Source organism: Niallia sp. Man26 (assembly GCF_022049065.2).
Classification (GTDB): Bacteria; Bacillota; Bacilli; order Bacillales; family Cytobacillaceae; genus Niallia.
In genome coordinates this window covers 417,192-438,959 of sequence record NZ_CP095743.1, presented here as the reverse complement: position 1 = coordinate 438,959, position 21,768 = coordinate 417,192, and the positions used below count along the sequence as shown (strand labels likewise).

The 21,768-nt window shown below is 38.5% G+C and carries 18 protein-coding genes; 1 reads left to right on the top strand and 17 read right to left on the bottom strand.

Annotation, left to right across the window (positions count from 1 at the left end; translation table 11 throughout):
* Nucleotides 1-6 precede the first annotated feature (6 nt).
* From L8T27_RS02260 to L8T27_RS02230, 7 genes are all read right to left on the bottom strand, one after another.
* The gene (locus tag L8T27_RS02260; protein WP_237940646.1) at nucleotides 7-1,806 is read right to left on the bottom strand and encodes a methyl-accepting chemotaxis protein; all 1,800 of its coding nucleotides are present in this window, start codon (nucleotides 1,804-1,806) and stop codon (nucleotides 7-9) included.
* A gap of 139 nt (nucleotides 1,807-1,945) precedes the next feature.
* Nucleotides 1,946-2,605: a phosphate signaling complex protein PhoU gene (phoU, locus tag L8T27_RS02255; protein WP_233316251.1), complete on the bottom strand. Its 660-nt coding sequence runs from the start codon at nucleotides 2,603-2,605 to the stop codon at nucleotides 1,946-1,948.
* Between the two features lie 15 nt (nucleotides 2,606-2,620).
* On the bottom strand, nucleotides 2,621-3,394 hold the full coding sequence (gene pstB / locus L8T27_RS02250; protein WP_233316250.1) for a phosphate ABC transporter ATP-binding protein PstB: 774 nt from the start codon (nucleotides 3,392-3,394) through the stop codon (nucleotides 2,621-2,623).
* A gap of 11 nt (nucleotides 3,395-3,405) precedes the next feature.
* On the bottom strand, nucleotides 3,406-4,233 hold the full coding sequence (pstB, locus tag L8T27_RS02245) for a phosphate ABC transporter ATP-binding protein PstB (RefSeq protein WP_237940643.1): 828 nt from the start codon (nucleotides 4,231-4,233) through the stop codon (nucleotides 3,406-3,408).
* Between the two features lie 18 nt (nucleotides 4,234-4,251).
* Nucleotides 4,252-5,139 carry a phosphate ABC transporter permease PstA gene (pstA, locus tag L8T27_RS02240; RefSeq protein ID WP_233316248.1) on the bottom strand — a complete coding sequence of 296 codons (888 nt, stop codon included), beginning with the start codon at nucleotides 5,137-5,139 and terminating at the stop codon, nucleotides 4,252-4,254.
* Nucleotides 5,139-6,062: a phosphate ABC transporter permease subunit PstC gene (gene pstC, locus L8T27_RS02235; RefSeq protein ID WP_233316247.1), complete on the bottom strand. Its 924-nt coding sequence runs from the start codon at nucleotides 6,060-6,062 to the stop codon at nucleotides 5,139-5,141. Before pstC ends, pstA begins: the two co-directional genes overlap by 1 nt.
* 74 nt (nucleotides 6,063-6,136) lie before the next feature.
* The gene (locus tag L8T27_RS02230; protein WP_233316246.1) at nucleotides 6,137-7,042 is read right to left on the bottom strand and encodes a phosphate ABC transporter substrate-binding protein; all 906 of its coding nucleotides are present in this window, start codon (nucleotides 7,040-7,042) and stop codon (nucleotides 6,137-6,139) included.
* A 286-nt stretch (nucleotides 7,043-7,328) separates the two neighbouring features.
* Here L8T27_RS02230 and L8T27_RS02225 point away from each other — a divergent pair, with 286 nt between their 5' ends.
* On the top strand, nucleotides 7,329-8,093 hold the full coding sequence (locus tag L8T27_RS02225) for an IclR family transcriptional regulator (RefSeq protein ID WP_237940642.1): 765 nt from the start codon (nucleotides 7,329-7,331) through the stop codon (nucleotides 8,091-8,093).
* A gap of 57 nt (nucleotides 8,094-8,150) precedes the next feature.
* On the opposite strand, the gene L8T27_RS02220 is transcribed toward L8T27_RS02225, so the two are convergent.
* The 10 genes from L8T27_RS02220 to L8T27_RS02175 all read right to left on the bottom strand — a co-directional run bounded on the left by L8T27_RS02220 (nucleotide 8,151) and on the right by L8T27_RS02175 (nucleotide 21,656).
* Nucleotides 8,151-9,098, bottom strand: coding sequence for a sugar kinase (locus L8T27_RS02220; protein WP_411411481.1), 948 nt, complete (start codon nucleotides 9,096-9,098; stop codon nucleotides 8,151-8,153).
* 41 nt (nucleotides 9,099-9,139) lie between these two features.
* Nucleotides 9,140-10,129, bottom strand: a complete 990-nt coding sequence (gene kdgT, locus L8T27_RS02215; RefSeq protein ID WP_237940640.1) for a 2-keto-3-deoxygluconate transporter — start codon at nucleotides 10,127-10,129, stop codon at nucleotides 9,140-9,142.
* A 514-nt stretch (nucleotides 10,130-10,643) separates the two neighbouring features.
* Nucleotides 10,644-13,253 carry a glycoside hydrolase family 38 N-terminal domain-containing protein gene (locus tag L8T27_RS02210; RefSeq protein WP_237940638.1) on the bottom strand — a complete coding sequence of 870 codons (2,610 nt, stop codon included), beginning with the start codon at nucleotides 13,251-13,253 and terminating at the stop codon, nucleotides 10,644-10,646.
* Nucleotide 13,254: 1 nt separating this feature from the next.
* Nucleotides 13,255-13,704, bottom strand: a complete 450-nt coding sequence (locus L8T27_RS02205; protein WP_233316241.1) for a PTS sugar transporter subunit IIA — start codon at nucleotides 13,702-13,704, stop codon at nucleotides 13,255-13,257.
* The gene (locus L8T27_RS02200) at nucleotides 13,697-15,175 is read right to left on the bottom strand and encodes a PTS fructose transporter subunit IIC (protein WP_237940637.1); all 1,479 of its coding nucleotides are present in this window, start codon (nucleotides 15,173-15,175) and stop codon (nucleotides 13,697-13,699) included. The genes L8T27_RS02205 and L8T27_RS02200 overlap by 8 nt, the downstream gene beginning before the upstream one ends.
* Nucleotides 15,176-15,332: 157 nt before the next feature.
* A complete protein-coding gene (locus L8T27_RS02195) occupies nucleotides 15,333-16,124 on the bottom strand; it encodes a MurR/RpiR family transcriptional regulator (protein ID WP_237940635.1) in 792 nt (263 codons plus the stop codon).
* Nucleotides 16,125-16,472: 348 nt separating this feature from the next.
* Entirely contained in the window at nucleotides 16,473-18,224 is a 1,752-nt protein-coding gene (locus tag L8T27_RS02190) for an alpha-glycosidase (protein WP_237940633.1), read from the bottom strand.
* An 84-nt stretch (nucleotides 18,225-18,308) separates the two neighbouring features.
* Nucleotides 18,309-19,358 (bottom strand): LacI family DNA-binding transcriptional regulator, encoded by a 1,050-nt coding sequence (locus tag L8T27_RS02185; RefSeq protein ID WP_237940631.1) that lies wholly within the window; start codon nucleotides 19,356-19,358, stop codon nucleotides 18,309-18,311.
* Nucleotides 19,359-19,527: 169 nt separating this feature from the next.
* Complete coding sequence (locus tag L8T27_RS02180) at nucleotides 19,528-20,367, bottom strand: sugar ABC transporter permease (protein WP_237940629.1); 840 nt, start codon at nucleotides 20,365-20,367, stop codon at nucleotides 19,528-19,530.
* A complete protein-coding gene (locus tag L8T27_RS02175; RefSeq protein ID WP_233316402.1) occupies nucleotides 20,364-21,656 on the bottom strand; it encodes a carbohydrate ABC transporter permease in 1,293 nt (430 codons plus the stop codon). The genes L8T27_RS02180 and L8T27_RS02175 overlap by 4 nt, the downstream gene beginning before the upstream one ends.
* Between the last annotated feature and the right edge of the window lie 112 nt (nucleotides 21,657-21,768).

Genomic DNA, 21,768 nt, shown 5'->3' with positions numbered 1-21,768 from the left:
GTTAGATTACATCTTAAAATTCTTAACAAGGGCAGATAGATTATTAGCTTCTGACAGCATCTTATTCGTCCTCGCAAAGATATGTTCAAGCTCAGAATCCTGCTCCTGAAGCGATCCAGACGAAGAAACTGCTCCTGCAGCAAAGGTTTGGGAGGCTTCTGCAGCTTCTTCCACGCCCGCTTTTATCTCCTTTGAGCCAGCCATTAAGTCTGCGAGTGTGTTGGATATTACAGCAATGTTACAAACCATGTCTTCTACCTCTGATTTGATCGTTTCAAGCCCTTCGCCAGTTTTCCTTATTTTCGCCGTTCCATCCTCTAATTCTTGGAAACCGTCCTTAAGAGAGCGAGAAACTGCTTCAGAAACATTTTGCACAGCTATTACAGTACTGTTTATTTCTACTAACGAATCTTCCACTTGATTGGCGAGTTTTCTGACCTCATTTGCGACTACCGCAAAACCCCTGCCTGCCTCACCAGCTCTAGCTGCCTCAATTGCCGCATTTAATGCTAATAGATTGGTTTGAGCCGCAATCCCTTTAATGGACTCAACAAGTGTATGAATATTTCTTGTCTTTTCTTCCATTCCCAGCACTTCTTCATATGTGTTTCTGATCATTTCATAAACAATATTCGTCTGTTTAATAGATTCCTTCATCGATTCATGGCCGCTCCGTGTCACAGAGAGTACTTTTGCTGAGCCTTCGTTCACCATTGCTCCATTATCTGCTGCCACTCCTAGCTGGGTATTAAAAGAATTATATGCAGCGATCAGCTGGCCTGTCCCTTCTCCCTGTTTTTCTGCACTGACTGACAGTGCTGCCATCGTTTCAGAAATTTGCTGACTGGAATGTTTCACATTGGATGAACTGTGAGCAAGCTCCTCACTGTTCTTATGGACAGAGACAGCTGCAGTTCCAATGCCATTCACCATTTTCCTTAAGCTGTCAACCATACCGCTGATTGCCTTCTCCAGCTGGCCTATTTCATCCTTGCCATCATAAGTGGACACATCCTCCTCCAAGTCACCTTGTGCGACCCGTTTGGCCCTTCCTACAATCCTTGCCAAGTTGTTTTTAAGTGACCGGGATACAAAGAAGACAAACACGCCGCTGAAAATCGCAGACAAAGCTGCGGCGCCGATTATCAGCCAAACAAACAGCGTCATACTTTGCTCCATATTCTGCATCGTATTATTCCTGTCTGCTTCCACATCCTGGATTAAATCCTGAAGTGTTGCTGCATTTTCCTCGCGAAGCTGAGCTATTTCCATCCTCGCATCTGTATATATCTGTTCATCGAGCCTGACAACAGCAGGTGCGACAACACTGATGAACAGCTCATCAATTCGTTTATTATTTACCTCTATTTTCTTTGTCAGCTGCTGCTGTTCCTTATTGTCCAATGTCTCATTTAAGCTTTCTAGCGATACATTTAGTTCATTCCGAAGTTCCCGATAGCTTTTAATATCATCTTCTTTTAAGAAGGTGATATAGTCTGCAATCCGAATATCCTTTGCTCTGATAAGTGAGCCTATCTCCTCAATTGCTGCCGCCTTTTCGCCTTGATTCTTAATATCGACTGTTTTTGCCCAAACCATGTTGAGCAGGAAAATGACAATAACAGTTGTAGCAAAGAAAAGAATGGCATTAAAACCGAACAGTAAATAAAGCTTGGAACGGATTTGAATGTCTTTCCATTTAAAGATGTTTTTCACCTTTTCAAGACTTTTTTTCTTAAACCATGCCCGCTTGGCAGTATTACTTTTTTTCTTAGTTTTCAGCTTCCATTTCCATTTACCAGACATGACTTTCCTCCTGCAAATAATGATAAATAAGACAATATACCCACTTACCAATATGCAGGATTTAGCGCTCATTATCTACAAATTTACAGAAATTTTACACATTAATTACATAAAAAAAACCAGCAGAAAACTCTGCTGATTAATTATTCAAATCGTATCTTTTTCCTGTCACTAAATAGATGACATTCTCGGCAATATTTGTGACATGGTCACCGATTCTTTCAATATATCTGCAAACAAATGCAAGCTGTGTTACCTGCTTTGTTTCAGACGGGTTTTCACGGATATAGCCCATTAATTCTTGGATGAGTCTGCCGTACATAGCATCAATTTCGTCATCCTTTTCTGCGCTTGCTTTGGCAATAACCGTATCCTCTGTATAGAATGCTGTCAAGGATTCTCTCAGCATATTTAAAGCCTTCTCCATCATTTGCGGGATTTCTACTATGTCTTTAATATGCTGCTCCTTGCCAATATGAATCGTTGATTTGGCGATGTTAACAGCCATGTCGGCAATCCGCTCGACTTCAGACGAAATTTTGAGGGCAACAATAATCTTTCTTAAATCTGTTGCTACAGGTGATTCTTTTGCGATTAACAAGATTGCCTGATCATTGATTTTATTTTCCATCTCATCAATCTTGTTATCTCCTTCTATCACTTCTTCCGCCTTTTGCAAATCTTGGTTAATCAAGGATGCCATTGCTTTCTTTAAGGCATATTCCGATTCCTCTGCCATATCTAAAAGGCTTTGCTTCAATTCTTTAAGATTGCTGTCAAAATTCGTCCTAGTGTTCATTCATCGCACCCCAATTTATCCGAAACGTCCGGAAATATAGTCTTCAGTTCTTTGGTCAGCTGGTCTTGAGAAAATTTTAGATGTTTCATCAATCTCAACAAGCTCTCCCATTAAGAAAAACGCCGTCTTGTCAGATACACGTGCTGCCTGCTGCATATTATGTGTAACAACAACAATTGTATATTTTTCTTTCAGTTCAAGCATCAGCTCTTCTATCTTCAATGTTGAAATCGGGTCAAGTGCAGATGTCGGCTCATCCATCAACAGCACATCCGGCTTTGTCGCAAGAGCTCTTGCGATACAAAGGCGCTGCTGCTGTCCACCAGATAGCCCCATAGCAGGACTATGCAGACGGTCTTTTACCTCATCCCAAAGTGCAACGTCACGAAGTGATTTTTCCACAATCTCTTCTAATGCTTTTTTTCGTTTTTCACCGTGAATCTTCGGACCATAAGCCACATTTTCAAATATGGACTGCGGAAATGGATTTCCCTTTTGGAACACCATTCCGACATTTTTACGAAGATCGACGAGGTCGATTTTTTTATTGATGATATTTTTGTTCTTATAGTTGATTTCCCCAGACATCTTAACACTCGGTACCATGTTAATCATCAAGTTTAACGTTTTGATGAATGTTGATTTTCCGCAGCCGGAAGGACCGATAATAGCTGTAACCTCATTACGGTTTATTGGAAAATTGATATTTTTTAATGCATGGTGGTCACCATACCAAAGGTTTAAGTCATTTATTTCAAATACAGGTGCTTGCGCAACAACAGTTGACATGATAGTCCTCCTTATCCAAATCGGCCGGAAATATATTCTTCTGTCTTGTTAACAGATGGGTTAGTAAAGATCTTTTCTGTCGCGTCAAATTCAATTAAATCTCCGCTCAAGAAGAAAGCTGTCTTATCCGAAATCCTCGAAGCCTGCCCCATGTTATGCGTAACGATAAGAATGGAGTATTCCTTCTTCAATTCTACAATCAGCTCCTCGACCTTCGCATTTGAAATAGGGTCAAGAGCAGAAGAAGGCTCATCAAGAAGCATAAGCGATGGTTTCATAGCAATTGTACGGGCGATGCATAACCGTTGCTGCTGTCCGCCTGACAATGATAAAGCAGATTTATGAAGTCTGTCTTTTACTTCATCCCAAAGTGCTGCTTTCGTCAAACTTTCTTCAACAATAACATCCAGTTCACTTTTTTTCTTAACACCAGAGAATTTCAAGGCATGAGCGATATTTTCATAGATTGATTTCGGGAATGGATTCGGCTTTTGGAATACCATTCCGATCTCTTTTCTTAAGGCAACAACATCAATATTATCGCCAAGGATATTTAAGCCTTCGTACAGGATTTCTCCCTTTGCTTTAGCACCAGGGATAAGGTCGTTCATTCTGTTAATACTGCGAAGGAATGTCGACTTACCACAGCCAGAAGGTCCAATTAGTGCTGTGATTGAATTTTTTTCAATATCCATTGAAATTGTATTTACTGCACGTTTTTCTCCATAATATATGTCTAAATCCTTCACTTGAAGGATTAACTCTTTATTTGTAACTGACGTTTCAGAAATCTGTTCTCTGTTAAGGACGGCAGTTCTTGGCAATGTACTTGTATTCATTTTCATCATCCTTAATCGTTATTTAGATGCTGTAAGTTTCCGATGGATTAAACTTCCGATTATACGAGCACCTAGGTTAAAAATCAGCACAGACAGAATCAATACAGCGGACGCACCGTTTGCGATATCCTCAACGTCTGGAATCAGCCCTTGTGTATTAACAGACCAGATATGAACAGCTAAGGTTTCTGCAGGTCTGAAAATATTTAGTGGTGAGTTTTCAACGAATGGATTCCAGTTTGCATAATCCAGTCTTGGTGTTGATAATCCAGATGTAAATAATAGAGCAGCTGCTTCTCCGAACACTCTTCCTGAAGCAAGAATAGCGCCTGTTAGAATAGATGGAAATGCCGTTGGTAACAGAATCGTTTTAATTGTATGCCAATGTGTAATTCCTAATGCAAGACTAGCCTCTTTTTGATCACGCGGTACAGAACGTAGTGCATCTTCACTTACACGTACCATAACAGGCAGGTTGAACACTGTTAGTGCCAACGCACCACCAAGGATTGAATAGCCCCATCCAGTTAAGTTAACAAACATTAATAGACCGAACATACCAATAACAATAGAAGGAAGTGATGCAAGCACCTCGATACAAGTACGAATTGTATTTGTTACTCGACCTGGTTTTGCATACTCTGCCATATAGATTCCGCCGCCAACCCCAAGCGGAACAGTGATTAACATTGTGATAAACAAAATATAAAATGAATTGAATAATTGATCTCTGATTCCGCCCCCTGCACGAACATTACTGGAAGGATTAGTCAGGAAATCAAGAGAGATGTGGCTGACGCCATTAAACAAAATATATGAAAACAATCCGACAAGTACGGATACAATAACAATAGCTATCGCAACAAAAACACTGGTTGCGATACGATCTGCAACTCTGCTGTTCATTAAATTTTCCTCCTAGATGACAGATAACGGATTAGCAAGATAAATGCGAATGACATAATTAGTAGAATCAGACCCATTGACCATAAAGTATTGTTTTCAATACTTCCATATGTTGTATGACCCATATTCAATGTAATGATTGTTGTCAATGTTCCGGCTGGATCTAAGATGCTTTCAGGAATAATTCTTGTGTTTCCAATAACCATTTGAACTGCTAAAGCTTCTCCAAACGCTCTTGCCATACCTAGAACAACTGCTGTTAAAAGAGATGGCAGTGCAGCTGGCACAAGCACTTTCCTGATTGTTTGCCATCTTGTTGCACCAAGTGCATAAGATCCTTCTCGCAATGATTTAGGCAATGTTGCCATCGCATCTGTTGCAATAGTCGTAACTGTCGGCAGGATCATGATTGCTAAAACTATTGTTCCAGACAATAAGCTGAAACCTAGTCCGCCTACATGCTCTCTGATAAAAGGCACCAATACTGTAAGCCCTATGAACCCATAAACAACGGAAGGAATACCAACTAGCAATTCAATTACCGGTTGAAGTATCTTCTTCCCCCATGACGGAGCGATTTCTGTCATGAAAATAGCTCCTCCAATTCCAAGTGGTGCTGCAACTAGTGCCGCAAGCATTGTTACAGCGAAAGAACCAAAGATAAAAGGCAGCGCCCCATACATCGGGCTTTCTGGATCGGTAGGATTCCAATTTGTACTGGTTAAGAACTCAATCGGACTTACACCGTTTTTAATGAAAGACTGTAAACCTTTTGTACTTAGGAAAATTGTGATTGCAATTGTCGCAGAAATCATAATAATTGCACATAATGTTACTAAAACTCTACCCCGTACCTCACCATTAAGCCTTGTTTTATTAGATTTAATTAATCTTTCCCTAACAGGAAGTGATGACTTTTCCATAATTTTTGAAGCACCCCTAATTTACGTCATAATGGGGCTAACGCCAACTTGGCATTGCCCCCTACTTATTTCGTTTATTTTTGATTTCCTTCAGCGTCACGCTCTACGTCCATGTCGCCACCAGGAATGTAACCTTGATCTTCAATCAATTGCTTTTGCTCATCAGCAGCCATGTAGTCAAGGAACGCTTTAGCAAGTCCAGTAGGTTCACCTTTTGTATAAGCATGTTGGTAAGCCCAAACTGGGAATTTACCAGATTTTACGTTTTCATCTGTAGCTTCTACACCGTCAATTGCAAGTGGTGTTACAGTGTCATCAGTGAAGTAAGAAAGTGCAAGGTAACCTACAGCTCCTTCTGTTTCAGAGATGATTTTCTTAACTGTGTTTGAAGAGTCTTCTGTAACTCCTTCAGCAGGTGTAGCGCCGTCTAATGCATATTTATTGAAAGTAGCACGTGTACCAGAAGAATCAGGACGGTTTACTAGAGTGATTTTTTGATCAGCTCCGCCAAGGTCTTTCCAGTTAGTGATTTCACCTGTAAATACTTTAATTAAATCTTCTTTAGTTATATCTTTAACTCCAGCAGATGGGTTAACAGCAGCTGTCATACCAACTACAGCAACTTTGTGGTCAACTAGCTCATCAGCAGGAATTCCTTCTTTTTCTTCAGCGAAAACGTCAGAGTTTCCAATATCAACGGAACCTTCAGAAACTTGTGATAAGCCTGTACCAGAACCACCAGCATTAACTTGGATATCAACTTCTGGATTCTCAGCCATAAACTCTTCAGCAGCAGCTGCTACCAATGGTTGCATTGCAGATGAACCTGAAATTGTCAAAGTGCCTGACAGTGCTTCTTCTTCTGAACCATTATCATCATTGTTAGATCCACTTGTGTCGTTATTTCCTCCGCATGCAGCAATGAACGCCATTAGTGCTGCAACTAGCAGAAGCAGGCTTAGCTTTTTCAAACTTTTCATTTCTTTAATTCCCCCTAAGGATATGTTGGATTTGTCCTACAAGAATTAGAATAAGGGAAAACTATTAATGCTGTTTGAATCATTTGTAAAGGTTTTGTAAAGGCGGGTTTTTTGTGCATATTTGTCGAAAAAGTGGTTATAGACCTATTTTTATAGTAGGAAAAACCTAAAATATATCCCTGTTTCCGTCATTTTTACTGCTAATCCGTTAATTTACAAAAGATTGGATGTGGCGTAATATAGATTTAAATGGTCCTATTCCGACTTAGATGAAGAGGTAAAAACTATGTCAAACGTTCAATCACTTGAAAGAGCATTAACCATCTTAAACAAACTGGCTGAATATCCAGACGGACTTCAAATCGCCCGGCTGTCTGAACAGGTTGGACTCTCCAAAAGCACTGTGCACCGGCTCTTAGCAACATTGACAAACATGAACTATGTGGAAAAGAATGCAGATACGGACAAATATAAATTAGGTTTGCAGACACTGTTTCTCGCTAGGAACTTCTTAAACAGCAATACCCTCGTCCAAACAGCAAGGCCTTTTCTTTCTAAATTGTCAAATGAAGTAAACGAAACAATCCATCTATGTATTAAAGATCGCGAAGAAGTCCTTTATGTGGACAAGATTGAAAGCACTCAAACAATCCGTATGTTTTCCCGTATCGGCAGCAGGGCGCCAATGTACTGTACAGCGGTCGGCAAGGTACTGTTATCAGGGCTTGATTCTGATATCCAGGAAGAACTGCTGTCCAAAATCGAATTCATAAGCAAGACACCTGCCACTATTACTTCAAAGGAAAGTCTTCGAGAAGAAATTGAAAAGGTGAAATTGCAAGGTTTTGCACTGGATAATATCGAAAATGAAAAAGACTTACGCTGTATTGCCGCTCCTATTTACAATCATGAAGGCAACATTATCGCAAGCTTTAGCATCTCAGGCCCTAGTACAAGGGTTACAATGGATGCTGTTAATGACATCTTGGTTGATAAAGTAAAGCAATACAGTACAGAAATTTCCCGGCACTTCGGCTGGATCAGCTCATAAACATAAAAAAAGAGCAAGGATTGCCTATCAAGGCATTCCATTGCTCTTTTTTTATGTTTATCTGTTTAATTTAAGTTCCATAAAGGCATTCAGATTTTCCCTGTCCGGCAGTCCATCATTATCTCCAGGGGACATCACGGCAAGTGCGCCGATGGCTGTACCTCTTATAATGGCTTCTTCCAAAGGCAGATTTTCCAGCAATGCACTTGTAACCCCAACCGCAAATCCATCGCCTGCCCCTACCGTATCAATCACCTTGCTGACCTTAAAGCCTTTTGTATAGAAACTCTTATCTAATGAGCTTGTAAAAGCACCTTGAGGTCCGAGTTTAATGACTACTGTCTTTACTCCAGCATCATGATAGAATTGGGCTATTCCCTCTGGCGTTTCTCTGCCTGTCAAAATCCTTCCCTCTTCCATTCCCGGGAAGACAATATCTGCTAGTACTGCAACGTTATTAATCACTTTAACCATCTCTTGTTTATCCGGCCAGAGAGCTGGTCTAATATTAGGATCAAACGATATCGGTACTCCTGATCGCTTAGCATTTTGTGCCAATTCATAAACCAACTCCCGGCAGCTTGGAGATAAAGCGGGAGGAATGCCTGTTAAATGCAGATGATCGAAATCCTCAAACTGCAAGGAGCTGATTGATTGAATATCCATATTTGAGGCTGCTGAGTTTTTTCTTAAAGAGAACACCTCTGGATCTCCCTTAACAACCTTTTGCTTCCATTGCATACCTGTAACATGCTTATCATCATAGGAAACAAAACTAGTATCAATATTGTTCTTTTCTAAAAATGTTTGAATATTTTTACCAAACGGATCATTTCCAAGCTTAGTTATATAAGTTACTTGATGACCTAGCCGAGCCATTCCAATTGAAAAGTTTACTTCTGCGCCTGCTACAAACCGACTAAATTTCTCTGCTTCCTCCAACAGCCCCTCATACTCTGCAGCAAAAAGGGCCATCGGTTCACCTACAGTGACAATCCTGCTCATCATTCACCAACTCCTTCTATATATATAGGAAGAAACTGCTCCTAAATTGCCCGTGAGTCCAAGCCGCTACCGCTGCTTGTTTTATTTTTCTTTTGCATATATTTATACCAGGAAGCAGTCAATATCGGCACTAGGATAGACGTAACAATTACAGATGCAGCGACCAGTGCCGTTGCAGACTGGGCAATTGGCATAAATTCAGGCTTCATGCTAGCAATAATCATCGGGTTAGCAACCGCTGCTCCAGCAGTACTTGATGCAGCAATTCCGGCCGTTCCGTTTCCTCCGCCAATATATTTGTCAGCCAGCATTAACGGAATGCCTGTAACAACAATGACAAGAATGCCTAGTAAAATACCGGCAAAGCCAGTTTTCACAATAACGCCAAGATCAATCGTATTACCTAACGCAAATCCAAAGAACGGAATCATCGTATGTGTAGCTTTGCTGAAAAAATTTCTGAAATCAGAATCTAGATTACCTAAAATAAATCCAATCAAAAATGGAAGCACCGCTCCGACGAATGCCTGAGGCTCAAACGCTATTCCAGTTGAACCAAGAATAAGCATCGTCACAAGAGGACCGGATTCCAGCGACATCAAAACAAATGCCCCAGCCTCCTCCTTTGTTCCATATTGCTGCATCATCGACGCGTATAAACCACCATTTGTCATATCCATCGCCGCAACAAGTGTCAGAATCGAAAACCCGGCAAAAAAGCCTGTCTGCACTCCGCCTTCCGGCAAAAATGCTCCGGCCAAAAGGGCAACAATCCATGCAACCCCAATCTTTGTCACCAGCAGCGTTCCTGATTTCCGCAAAACTACTCCTGTCGACTTTAAATTAATCCCTGCCCCCATGCAGAAAAACCAAACAGCAAGAATGGGAATTGTACCTGTCATCAGCCCATTCGTAAATGAACCGAAATACTCTCCTGATTTTGGTGCAAACGTATGAATAATAGCTCCTAAAAACAACGGAACCAGCATTAGGCCCCCTGGAATCTTCTCAATCGACTTCATGATTTTCATTCGGCATCCTTACCTTTCCATATAGGTAATTAAGCAATCGAAAAAGACGCTGCATATAATATAAGTAATTATGTAGTCTAATAGCTTATACAGTTCTGTAAAAGGATTTTAGTCCTTTCCAAATACCATTAAACGCGTCATCCAATTCTTCTTGCTTGTTTAGTAGTTAACGATAGATAAAGCCAGAAAAACATTACTGCTAAAGTCATACTGCTGCTTTTCAATAGTTGGAATACGCTTACATTTTTAATGGTAAAAAATAATTTCTCTATCCATCACCTCTTTTAACGTTCCACGATGTGGTACATTGTTCCATAATATAATTATAGCGCTTACATATTTATATTTCAATAATCTGGCAAAATAAAGTGGAAATTCGACAAAAAAAACAATATCTGTTTTCGGTGATATTGTTTTTTCATATATGAGATTTTTTTCAGAGTTAATGTATTGGTCTAATGGTTACAGTTAAACTCTCTCCAATGGCATAAACTATGCTTTTCACTTTAAATGTTTACAGCCAAAGTTTAAGAGTCAACATATCATATGGAGGAATAATATACTCATCCTCTTCTAGTATTTCTTCAATACAATTTACTTTAGCTATCTTTGTAAAACTTGGAAATTTATAGTCGGTTAGACGTTTAAATTTATCTGTTGGGTTTTTCAACCGTAATAAAAATGCATTATCTTCATACAGAGACGGGGACAAACTGCTGAAATGATTGTCTTTAGGTACTTCCAATAATGAAAAAACATAGGATAGCTGTTGTCCTTGTTCACGAGGCTGAAGCTTATTATCGAGACGATGAATAAACTTATTTAGTGTTTGAGATTGATAGCTTATATGCTCTACAGTGTAGTCCTCCCAACACTTTGCAGTAGAATCCTCATCATACTTATCTTCTGCAATTCGAAAAGCAAAGTTAAATTGGTGTGTTCCAATCAGTTCTGCTTTTGGGGTTGGAATCATTACATGCCCTTTTTTTGTTGTATCTCCAGAAGCACGTCCAGGTCTATAAAGCAGGTCCGGTTTCCCTAGCTGACTTGTCGATGCAAATAATGTCAGGTAAAAACAATCTTCAATAAATTGATATTCCTTCATCCCCTTGCTGAACACAGTGAAATGATATTCGTTGCTCTCCACTGCTACAGAAGCATCGTAAGGTTCTATATCTGTTGGGATTTCCACATATTCATTTTCCCAGTCTACTGGATCACCGTTTAAAACTGGACGATTAATGAAACCGAAGGGCACCGATGAGATTGTTTCTTTTGCCTTTATATTTGTGTTAATTTTTGCACGCAACCGATGGGTATATACTTGATTGTCTACTATACATACGCACTCAACCCGATCTACGTCTTTCAGCAAGCTAATTTGCAACTTAATAGAAAGCGTACCTGTTCTACCATTTTCTTTGAGTCTCTCTTTTAAATTTAGAGGTAAATGAAAAGTACCTTCTAATGTCATCATTTCCATAAGTGAAGATTTCCTAACTTTTTTAAGTTCTAATGAAAGTAGTTTTGGTATATCGCCTTTCAACGGAGAGAAGTCATAAGTATCTCCATCATTTGCACAGTCTTCAAACTCTATAAAGCTGTCGATAGTTTTACCAAAATGAGTAGTTAGCTTGAGTTGGTCCTCTTCGAAGAAAATTTTGCAATATTTATTAGCAATAGACGTATCACTAGATGATTCCAACTCTAATAGTGAATGATTAGAGTTTTCGTATTTAATGACACGATAGCCCATACTTGGTATCTCAATAGGAGCTAGCACCCTCAGCATGTAGTAAGGTTCTTCCTGTATATACCTTGGTCCTTTCGGTGTTTCTAAGAGGATGTTACTCCTACCTTCATAATAGATTGCCTCTAGTATAACAGCATCCTCACAGTCCACTAGTTTAATATTTTTTGAAGGACTCATAAATTCTATGATTCTTAAACCACTAAATGGAAAAGGTGTTGTATTAACAATCAATAACTCTTGTTCGGTTAACTGCATCTGTTCAGATAACCGCTTCTTCATCATATTTTCGATGCCGTCAGCAATTTCGTTTGCTTCTTTCATGCGATGAAGTACATCAGTTGCTACATCATCTGATATGCATCCTCCCATACTGTCATGCGCATGGCCCTCAAGTAACTTTTTCCAAGCTACTGAAAGTAATTTTTCTCCAATATGAATTCCCTTTGCCCTAGCAATAGCCATCATGGGTTCAACACGGTACAGAAGCTTTTGCTCCAGCAAAAAGCTATTAAGCTTAATATCATATCTTACTGAACCTATCGACTTATGCACACGGGATTCGCAAGGTTCTCTAAGTTCACCGATGTATAGTTTCAGATTTTTTTGTTGCCTGAGGTATTCAAGAAAATGTGCATATGTGCTTACTTCATAGCAGTCTTTCGTTTGTTTATTTATAGTTGTTAATTTCTGAGGCAAATCTTGAATAATATCCAGTTGGTCTCCGCCTGACGCCATTATAATCTCATCACTGTCCGTTAATTGCTTTAGTTTATTTGTAACTGGAACTAGTCTCTTTGCAATATACTCATCTGTATCCTGAAGATGTGCCGCTGCACCATACCCGTCTACTAAATTAACAGCAATTATTTCTTGGCCTCCAAGACCCTGCCAATTAAAATAGGGTCCAATAGCATGTTTTTTAAAATTAATACCTCTCCAAAAAACAATGTTGTCGATGCCACAATTCTTTAAAATAGTAGGCATTTGTGCGTTAAATCCAAATGTATCTGGCAAATAGCCTACGTTCATGTATCCCCCATACTTCAGACTGTCTCTAATACCAATAGTAAGATTTCGGATAATAGACTCTGCATTTACAAAAAAAGCATCTGTCTGCGTATACCATGGGCCAATAGCTAATCGTCCCTGCTTTATAAAGGATTCAATTTGTTTGGCACGCTCAGGCTTTAATCTTACATAATCATCTAAAATAGACGTTTGCCCATCCAAACAGAACATTGCATCCTTATTATTGTTTAGCTCATCTAGAACTTGTGTAAAACAACTCTCACTTAACACTAAAGCATCTGCTGTTGTAAAATACCATTCCCGATCCCAATGAGTATGGTTAACGATATGAACTTTACTCATTTTACACCTCCAAGTTCCTGCAAACTAATTGATGAATGGTTATTTTATCAGCTGTTTTCAATCTTTGCCGAAATGATTCATCTATTAATGACTTTGAAATTTTAGCTAAATATCGCAAATGCTCTTTAGCAGAATCTTCAGGTATCAACAGAACAAAAGAAAACACGATTGCCTGTCCATCAAGACTGTTCCACGGAATAGGTGAGGTTTTGTATATTAATAATCTTGGATTTTGTACAGTTTGATCTTTACAATGAGGTATAGCAAATCCATCTTGAAATCCTGTAGTCTGTTGACTTTCACGTGTTAAAAGACCCCTAAAGCATTCCTCATTTGATTTTACATATCCCAAATTATATGCATCATTTGCAATAAGTTTAAATAACTGTTCCTTATCTTCCAAATTGTCTTCAACTATAAAAATATTATTCTCATTAAAAATCTCAGCCATTTACAATTACCCGCTTTCTTAATGTCATTCTGTACAGTACCGCATTAATTAATGCAGAAAATAAAATAATCAAAATCCACCATAGCCAGGCAAGGGTTGGACCTGTTGTATACCCTATAAAGGCTCCTAGCGGTGAACCAATTCCGCCGTAAAATTGTATTCCAACAGCAGCAATAAATGCCCCTGAAATTGCTGATGATATTGTATTAGCTATGATTAGACTAGGATGTGCTGCTGCAAAAGGTATTGCTCCCTCAGTAATGCCCACAATCCCCATAACAAACGCTGAAGATCCCAGTGCGCGTTCATCTGTCGTAAAATATTTTTTAAACAGCCATGTAGCAAACGCTGCTCCTAGTGGCGCTACTGCAATCGCAGAGCATGCCGCTGCTTGCGGAATGGCATTAACCCCATCTGGCCCAAATTGCGCCATCGTATCAACAAAAATCGCTTGGGAAACTAATATTGCTGTTTTATTGATTGGACCTCCTAAATCCACTCCCATCATGCCGCCTAATATTGCTCCGTATATGATAGGAGCAGCAGCGTAATTTTTTGTAATATCATTAATAAAGGTATAGAGAGAATTCATACCTAAAGCTACTGGCTGTCCGATTAAGTAGTAGATGACAATAAACGAAATAAAAGCTGAGATGAGTGGGATAATCAAAATAGGCACAACAGGTTTAAGCATATTTGGCCAAGGGATACTCTTCAGCAAACGGACAAGGTAGCCAACGCCAAAGCCAACAATAATCGCTCCCAAAAAGCCGGCCCCTGTCTCTGTTCCTAAGAACCCTGCATCATTAATCATATATCCTGCAATAAAAGCAGGAGCAACAGCTGGCTTGTCTCCAATTGCTCTAGCAACTCCTGCCGCAAATATTGGAATCATTAAAGTAAAGCCTATTTTCCCTAAATCGAATAGCTTTGAGAAAAACATTCCCTTCGCATCATCGGAGAATCCCCAGACAACTAGATCAGCATTATTTGGATCTGGTTGAAAAGCAAATGTATTGGCAAAAGCTAGCAGTAACCCTGCCGCTATTGCAATAGGAATCATGTCCGTTAAGCCTGACATTAGGAACTTGACCACTTTGTTTGATGATGAACCCACTTCCATGTTCTTTCCGACTTTCATTCCTTTTCCACTGAATAGCACAGCTTTTTCTGAAGCAGTTTCAATCAAACTCTTTGCATCTTTTAATACCTGATTTGTATCTACTTCAAGTATTTTTTTCCCTACAAAACGGCTTTTATCAACATGGATATCTGCTGCAATAATAACTACATCAGCCTGCTCAATTTCTCGCTCTGTTAATTCGTTCTCTGTACCAATTGTTCCTTGAGTTTCAACCTTTGCTGTTATTCCTAATTCTTCTGCTGCTTTTTCCAGCGCCCCTTGCGCCATATACGTATGTGCTATCCCTGCTGCACAACCAGTCACTGCAACAAAAAACTTAACTGCCATGTTTACTCCTCCATTGAATCAAGAGATTTTAGAAAGCGCTTTCTAAAATAGATAGTACAGACATAGAAACAGATTTTCAATGGCTTAATAACTTTTGGAAATTTGTTCGCACTCCTTTTAAAAAAAAGACAAATTTTATCATTTGTCTAATACCATATCAATATTTAAAGAACTGACTCGTTTCTTTTATTCGCTGAAATGATTCATCATAATTAGCATGAAGAATGTTTAAATATAGTTTCTCTAACAGATAAATTAAAGCATATCTAGCTGTTGTAGGAGCTTCCTTAAACAGAATTGGATTTTCCTCTAAATAACCAATGCTTAATTCAATAGTTGCATATTTAGCTAGAGAACTATTAACTCCATTCGTCACTAATATTTGCCTACAGTTTTTTTTACTTAACTCTCTTTCAATATCAAGTATTTCATCAGATTCACCACTGTTAGATACAATTAGAATAACATCCTTGTCCTCCATGAGAGACGCCATTCGGAATTGATCTGCATACGAATCAAAGAAAATCATTTTTGCTGGCTCTATCTTTCTCATTCTAAAATAAAAGTCTTTTGCTGGTATTTGGGACATCTGAAACGCCATAATAAATATCTTACGTGCAGAAATTAACAGCTGAACAGCATCTATAAAAGCTTGATTCTTTGTCACTTGCTCCGCTTTCTTAAAAGAATAAATGATTTCTTCATTGATAGAATGATTATTTTGCTCATCATTTAAATATTGAAATTTTAATTCGTTAAATCCTTTAAAACCAATTTTTTTAGAAAAAGAAATTACTGTACTTGGAACATTATGTGTCCTTTTAGCTAAATCTCTTGCTGTCATGCTTTCAACCTGATCTGGATTATCCAGTATATAGTTAGCAAGTGATTTATGTGCTGGTGATAGTCTTCTTAAATGTTCATTAATTCTATTAATTACTATATTCATTTCTACCTCCCTCTTCTTGATATGTGTCCCTTAGAAACCTATAGCCACACTAAAAAACCTCTATGAAGAAAATCAGTCTATTCGGCTAATTCTTCTTATAGAGGAGAAATTCTATTATTTTAAAGTATACTATTCCTTTTCTAATTGCTAACTATTGCTTTTTGACAAAATAATGACACTTTTATAATTTATCCCTTTAGAGAAAATAGAAACTATTGATTACATTGTGGATATCTTCTAATTAATAAGAAGATATCCACAAAAAAAAGCCCCCCATCCACAACAGGAGACTTTCAACTAATTTCATTTAAGTGTTGATAGCTTATCCACAAGCTTTTCAATATTATTTTATTTCAGCATGATTATAGAAAACCCATATGGATCTAAATTAATCCTCGAATTCTCTTCCATTTGCGTGCCACTCCATAGATCTACAGGATTTTTGTCCGTAAAATCATATGGAATAGACACTGCAATCGAGTCATTAGAGTTGTTGATAGTTATAAGAAGCGTTTCTGTCTTGGTTTGTTTTTTGTAGACGATGTGGTTTGTCTGCCGGTTTGCTTCAAGTATCTGAAAGTCGCCATTGCTGCCAAAAGCAGCTATGTTTTTTCGAAGCTCTATCAGTTTTTGAACAAATTCAAACAGATTACGATCCTGGTATGCTTCTTCCCACACCATGCACTTGCGGCAGCCAGGGTCATTTTCTCCAGTCAGACCAATTTCATCTCCATAATAAATACAAGGACTTCCCATAAAGGACAGCTGAAATAAGAACAATAATCTTAACTTTTCTTTGCTGTTATTGCTGACTGTTAATATTCTTGGTGTGTCATGACTGCCTAGCAAATTAAATGCAGCTTGGTTAACATTTTTGGGGTAGGCTGTAAGAACAGTTGTAATTTTTTCTGCAAATTCCTCTGCATGGAGCTCATCCTTTGCTAAGTAGCCTAACACTGCTTCTGTAAAAGGATAATTCATTACTGCGTCAAATTGGTCTCCTTGAAGCCAAGGCATGGAATCATGCCAAACTTCACCGAGGATATATGCATCTGGTTTTACTTCTTTCACTGCTTTTCTAAACTCACGCCAAAATTGGTGGTCCACTTCATTTGCCACATCAAGACGCCAGCCGTCAATATCAAATTCTCTTATCCAATAGCGGCCCACTTCCAGCAAATATTCTTTTACTTCGTGGTTTTCTGTATTCAGTTTAGGCATCATATGCGTAAAGGCAAATGTATCATAATTAGGAACTGGCAATGGTTTTACAGGAAATTCTCTAAAGTGAAACCAGTCTTTGTAAACAGATGCTTCTTGATTTGTTAAAACGTCCTGGAACGGAGCAAAAAAGAGGCCGCTATGATTAAAAACAGCATCCAGTATCACTTTAATGCCTTTTTGATGACAGATTTCTACTAATCTTTTAAACGTTTCTTTATCACCAAATTGGGAATCAATCTCCATATAGTCAATTGTGTCATATTTATGATTGGAGAAGGATTGGAAGATAGGTGTGAAGTAAATTCCCGTTATCCCTAGGTCAACTAAATGGTCTATGTGTTCGATAATTCCTTCAAAATCTCCGCCAAAGAAGCTGTCTGGCTTTGGCTCTTCACTTCCCCAAGCTAGTGCCTCTTTTGGATTTAATTCAGGATTTCCGTTTGCAAATCTCTCAGGAAAAATTTGATACCAGACTGTATCCTGCACCCAATCTGGAGCATGAAAGACATCTGTCTCATTTAAAAATGGAAAACAGTAGTAAAAGCTTATTTCCTTCGGATAATGGTTTTTAAAGCCACCTTCTCCATGAATGAGTAAATCATTCCCTGAATATAACTCAAAACCATACCGCAAACGGCGGAATTCCGGCTTTATCTCCACAAACCAATAATCAAATAATTCGTCTGTTCCTTCCAGATGCATCGGTTTTGTCCGATTTTGCCAGCCATCCTCGCTCCACTCATATGGGTCACCATAAATTAAATAGGCTTTCGTTAAATCATTTCTTTTAGCACGGAGACGTATATGCAGTTTTTCTTTATCATAAGCATAAGCAAAATTATTTATAGGTCTATGGAAAATCGCTTCTTTTAACATAACAAGTTATCCCTCCCTTTAGGATAAGGGGATATGCGTCAGTGTGCCTTACAGAAGCTTTTCTACGTTTTTGCTCCTATAAGATTAGCTATTGAACGAAGCCGTGCTTTGCCTAATCTTTAGACTGACTGGAGAAATTATTTTGCGATTGTGTTCCATAGTCTTTTCCTCTATTTGATCGATGAGAAGTTTTACAGCAGAATGACCTCTTCCATAAATATCCTGTCTAACAGTTGTCAATCCTGGTGTTAAATATTCCGAGAAGTACAAATCATCAAATCCTACTACAGAGAAATCATTTGGCACAGAGACACCGAGATCATAAAAGCCTTTAATAACTCCCATGGCTGTCATATCTGAAAAAGCAAATACAGCAGTCGAATTCCCCTTTTGTTTTATAATTTGCTGTGCGGCTGTATAACCGCCCTCTACTGAAAATTCATGTGGAAAAACTAAGCTTGGTTCAAACTCAATTCCTGCTTCTTCTAATGCCTTTATATGACCAAAAAGCCGCAAATGGCCGACTGTATTCATTTTTGTCTTTTCTGCCGGATTGCCGATAGGATCAAGATTGCCAGCAATAACATTGATTGACTTGTGCCCTAAGCTGATTAAATATTTCGTTGCTAAGTATCCTCCCAATTCGTCATCTATCACTAACTGATAAAGCTCAGGATCAGAAAGATAGCTGTCCATAAAAACCGTCGGCAGTCTCAGCTTTTTTATCTCTTCCAGTATTACTTGGTTTTCATTTGCACCAAAAACAATCAAACCATTTATTTGCTTCTCCAGCAAAACAGATAATTGAGGTTCATCTTTGACCGCAGCAACAATCACATGAAAATTCCTGTCTCTTGCTCCGCTTTCAACACCAGAAATGAGCTGTGTAAAAAATGGATTAACAAAGACTTCTCCTTTATCGGCAAATGGCACAACCAGTGCAATTAATGGGTTTAATTTATCCTTTAAGCTTCTTGCTGCCACATTTGGCATAAAGTTTAGTTCTTTAATGATTTTGTCAATTTTCTTCTTTGTTTCAACAGAGTATCTTCCTTTTCCGTTTATTACATTGGAAACAGTGCCTATTGAAACATTAGCCATTCTTGCTATATCTTTAATTGTTGGTTTCTCCATTATGGCTTTCCTCTCATATATATAAATCAATTGCTGTTCTTAAATTGGTTTGTATCATTCCATCTTTATAGAGTAATTGTATTTTATCACGCCAAACCTATAAATAACTAAGATTCCCAATCTAAGAAGAAGCTATTTTTTTATCCATATGAGCGCAGTTTTAAAGGAATCAACCTTTATTAGCTCCTGCCTTTAGGCCGTCTGTCAGCTGATCCTGGAAGATAAAGAACAGAATAGTAATTGGCACTGCCACTAGAACTGCTCCAGCTGCAAATGTAGTAAATTCACTGTTCCCGCGCCCAGTCACCATTTCAAAAAGTCCGATAGCCAATGTTTTTTTCTCGCTTGAGCGCAATACTAATCTGGCAAAAATAAAATCCATCCATGGTCCGATGAAGTTAGTTACCGCCACAAAAACTAAGATTGGTTTGGAAAGCGGCATCATAATCTTGTAGAAAATTTTCACATTGCTGGCACCATCTATCTTTGCTGCTTCCTCCAGGCTTCTCGGCATGCCATCAAAATAACCCTTTACGAGCCATGCATTAAATGGAATTGAACCACCTGCATAAACTAAAATCAATCCCCAATGATTGTCTAATAGATTAAGCTGCAATAACAGCATATAGATTGCAATCATTCCCATAAATCCTGGAAACATCTGCAAGACAAGCATGGTCATCAGCCCCTGCTTTCTGCCTGGAAAGCGGAATCTGGAAAAGGCGTATGCTGCTGTTACTACTAAGAAGGTAGATAAAATCATATTCCAAAAAGCAATTTTCAGCGTATTTTTATACCAATTTAAATAATCTGTTTCATTGAATAAATAAACATAGTGTTTTAATGATAAGGAATCTGGAATGAGACTTGTAGAAAATAGTGAATCCCCGGGATTTAAAGATCCAGTTATAATCCAAATAACAGGATACAAGACGAAAATGGCTGTAATGACTAAAATAGTATAAGTGAAAAATTTGCTTATTTTCTCTCTTAAAGATATCCCTATCATGACATCATATCCTCCTCTTTAAATGCTCGTGTTTTCCTGAAATTATAGATGGAGAATATCGCGATAATAATGAAAATCAGGATAGACACAACAGATGCAACAGCAAACTGGCTATTATCTAATGTCAGTTTATAAATCCAGCTGATTAAGATATCTGTGGAACCTGCATATGAGTAATCAGTATTAACTGGTCCACCCTGTGTCATTAAGTAAATAATGTTGAAGTTATTAAAATTGTTCGCAAACGACATGATTGCCAGTGGAGCTGTTGAGAACATGATAAGCGGCATTGTAATTTTCCAAAACTTTTGTACAGAAGAAGCACCATCCACCTCTGCAGCTTCATAAATTTCCTTATCCACACTTGTCATAACACCGCTCATCAGCACCATCCAAAACGGAAAGCCAAACCACATGTTTACAATAACCAGTGTAAGCTTTGCTAAAATTGGATCTGAAAGCCAATGAATTGCCTGGTCTGTAATTCCCCAGTCCATTAAGTACTTATTAATTGGTCCAAACTCTCCATTAAAAATATTGCGGAAGATTAAAATGGATACAAACTGTGGAATTGCCCATGGCAAGATAAATATACTTCTCCAAAACTTTTTCAGTTTTATTCCTTTTTGGGATATCAAAACAGCAAAAACAAGTCCCAGAAAATAAGTTGTAATCGTCGCTAGAACAGCCCAGATAACTGTCCAAGAAAACACACCATAAAATGTAGCGCTCCATGTTTTCATTTTGAAAAGTTGAACAAACGTGTCAAAACCTACCCAGTCCACTAAAGCCTTCGGCGGCAAATGGTTTGGTGCTGAGTAGTTTGTAAAAGCAATCAATACTCCGAACAGCAAAGGCAAAATGGTCAAGAAGGCGGTAAAGAGGATAGAGGGAGTCAAAAGAATATAAGGAAACCCATTATCCCAAATGTTTTTGAGCATTTGTTTCGCATTATTAGGCTTGATGCCTTTTTCTGCTTTAGCAGCAACCTTGTAGGCATCGCGAATATTTAAATAATAAAACCACAGGAACAGCAAGAATGAAATCAGAAACAATATCCCTTCAATCATTAAAAAGATGGAATGGTCTCCTTGAATAATTTCAAACCCTTGTCTGGTCTGAACAGTTTCTCCTAAAGTTGTGAGACCCCACATCGCCCATTGGAAGGGCACTGTCCAAAAAATAAGAAGATACAATTCTAGCAACAGAAAAGTTAATCCCTTTAAGTATTGTTTATTATAGAGCTGTCCGAGGCCCATAAAAAGAACAGATAAACCTGCTGCAAGCATAGGTTTTGTAAAGAACTGTTTCTTTACAGGCGGTGCCTCCTTTTCGTTGTTTGTCAACAGACCCTCATTCAGCTTCCGTTCTGGTGTTGCCATTTATCATTCCCTCCTTAGT

What these genes read in the sequence shown, in the direction of transcription:
- L8T27_RS02260 (WP_237940646.1), bottom strand. Translation starts at nt 1,806, where the DNA reads ATGTCTGGTAAATGGAAATGGAAGCTGAAAACTAAGAAAAAAAGTAAT.
- phoU (WP_233316251.1), bottom strand. Translation starts at nt 2,605, where the DNA reads ATGAACACTAGGACGAATTTTGACAGCAATCTTAAAGAATTGAAGCAA.
- pstB (WP_233316250.1), bottom strand. Translation starts at nt 3,394, where the DNA reads ATGTCAACTGTTGTTGCGCAAGCACCTGTATTTGAAATAAATGACTTA.
- pstB (WP_237940643.1), bottom strand. Translation starts at nt 4,233, where the DNA reads ATGAATACAAGTACATTGCCAAGAACTGCCGTCCTTAACAGAGAACAG.
- pstA (WP_233316248.1), bottom strand. Translation starts at nt 5,139, where the DNA reads ATGAACAGCAGAGTTGCAGATCGTATCGCAACCAGTGTTTTTGTTGCG.
- pstC (WP_233316247.1), bottom strand. Translation starts at nt 6,062, where the DNA reads ATGGAAAAGTCATCACTTCCTGTTAGGGAAAGATTAATTAAATCTAAT.
- L8T27_RS02230 (WP_233316246.1), bottom strand. Translation starts at nt 7,042, where the DNA reads ATGAAAAGTTTGAAAAAGCTAAGCCTGCTTCTGCTAGTTGCAGCACTA.
- L8T27_RS02225 (WP_237940642.1), top strand. Translation starts at nt 7,329, where the DNA reads ATGTCAAACGTTCAATCACTTGAAAGAGCATTAACCATCTTAAACAAA.
- L8T27_RS02220 (WP_411411481.1), bottom strand. Translation starts at nt 9,098, where the DNA reads ATGAGCAGGATTGTCACTGTAGGTGAACCGATGGCCCTTTTTGCTGCA.
- kdgT (WP_237940640.1), bottom strand. Translation starts at nt 10,129, where the DNA reads ATGAAAATCATGAAGTCGATTGAGAAGATTCCAGGGGGCCTAATGCTG.
- L8T27_RS02210 (WP_237940638.1), bottom strand. Translation starts at nt 13,253, where the DNA reads ATGAGTAAAGTTCATATCGTTAACCATACTCATTGGGATCGGGAATGG.
- L8T27_RS02205 (WP_233316241.1), bottom strand. Translation starts at nt 13,704, where the DNA reads ATGGCTGAGATTTTTAATGAGAATAATATTTTTATAGTTGAAGACAAT.
- L8T27_RS02200 (WP_237940637.1), bottom strand. Translation starts at nt 15,175, where the DNA reads ATGGCAGTTAAGTTTTTTGTTGCAGTGACTGGTTGTGCAGCAGGGATA.
- L8T27_RS02195 (WP_237940635.1), bottom strand. Translation starts at nt 16,124, where the DNA reads ATGAATATAGTAATTAATAGAATTAATGAACATTTAAGAAGACTATCA.
- L8T27_RS02190 (WP_237940633.1), bottom strand. Translation starts at nt 18,224, where the DNA reads ATGTTAAAAGAAGCGATTTTCCATAGACCTATAAATAATTTTGCTTAT.
- L8T27_RS02185 (WP_237940631.1), bottom strand. Translation starts at nt 19,358, where the DNA reads ATGGAGAAACCAACAATTAAAGATATAGCAAGAATGGCTAATGTTTCA.
- L8T27_RS02180 (WP_237940629.1), bottom strand. Translation starts at nt 20,367, where the DNA reads ATGATAGGGATATCTTTAAGAGAGAAAATAAGCAAATTTTTCACTTAT.
- L8T27_RS02175 (WP_233316402.1), bottom strand. Translation starts at nt 21,656, where the DNA reads ATGCTTGCAGCAGGTTTATCTGTTCTTTTTATGGGCCTCGGACAGCTC.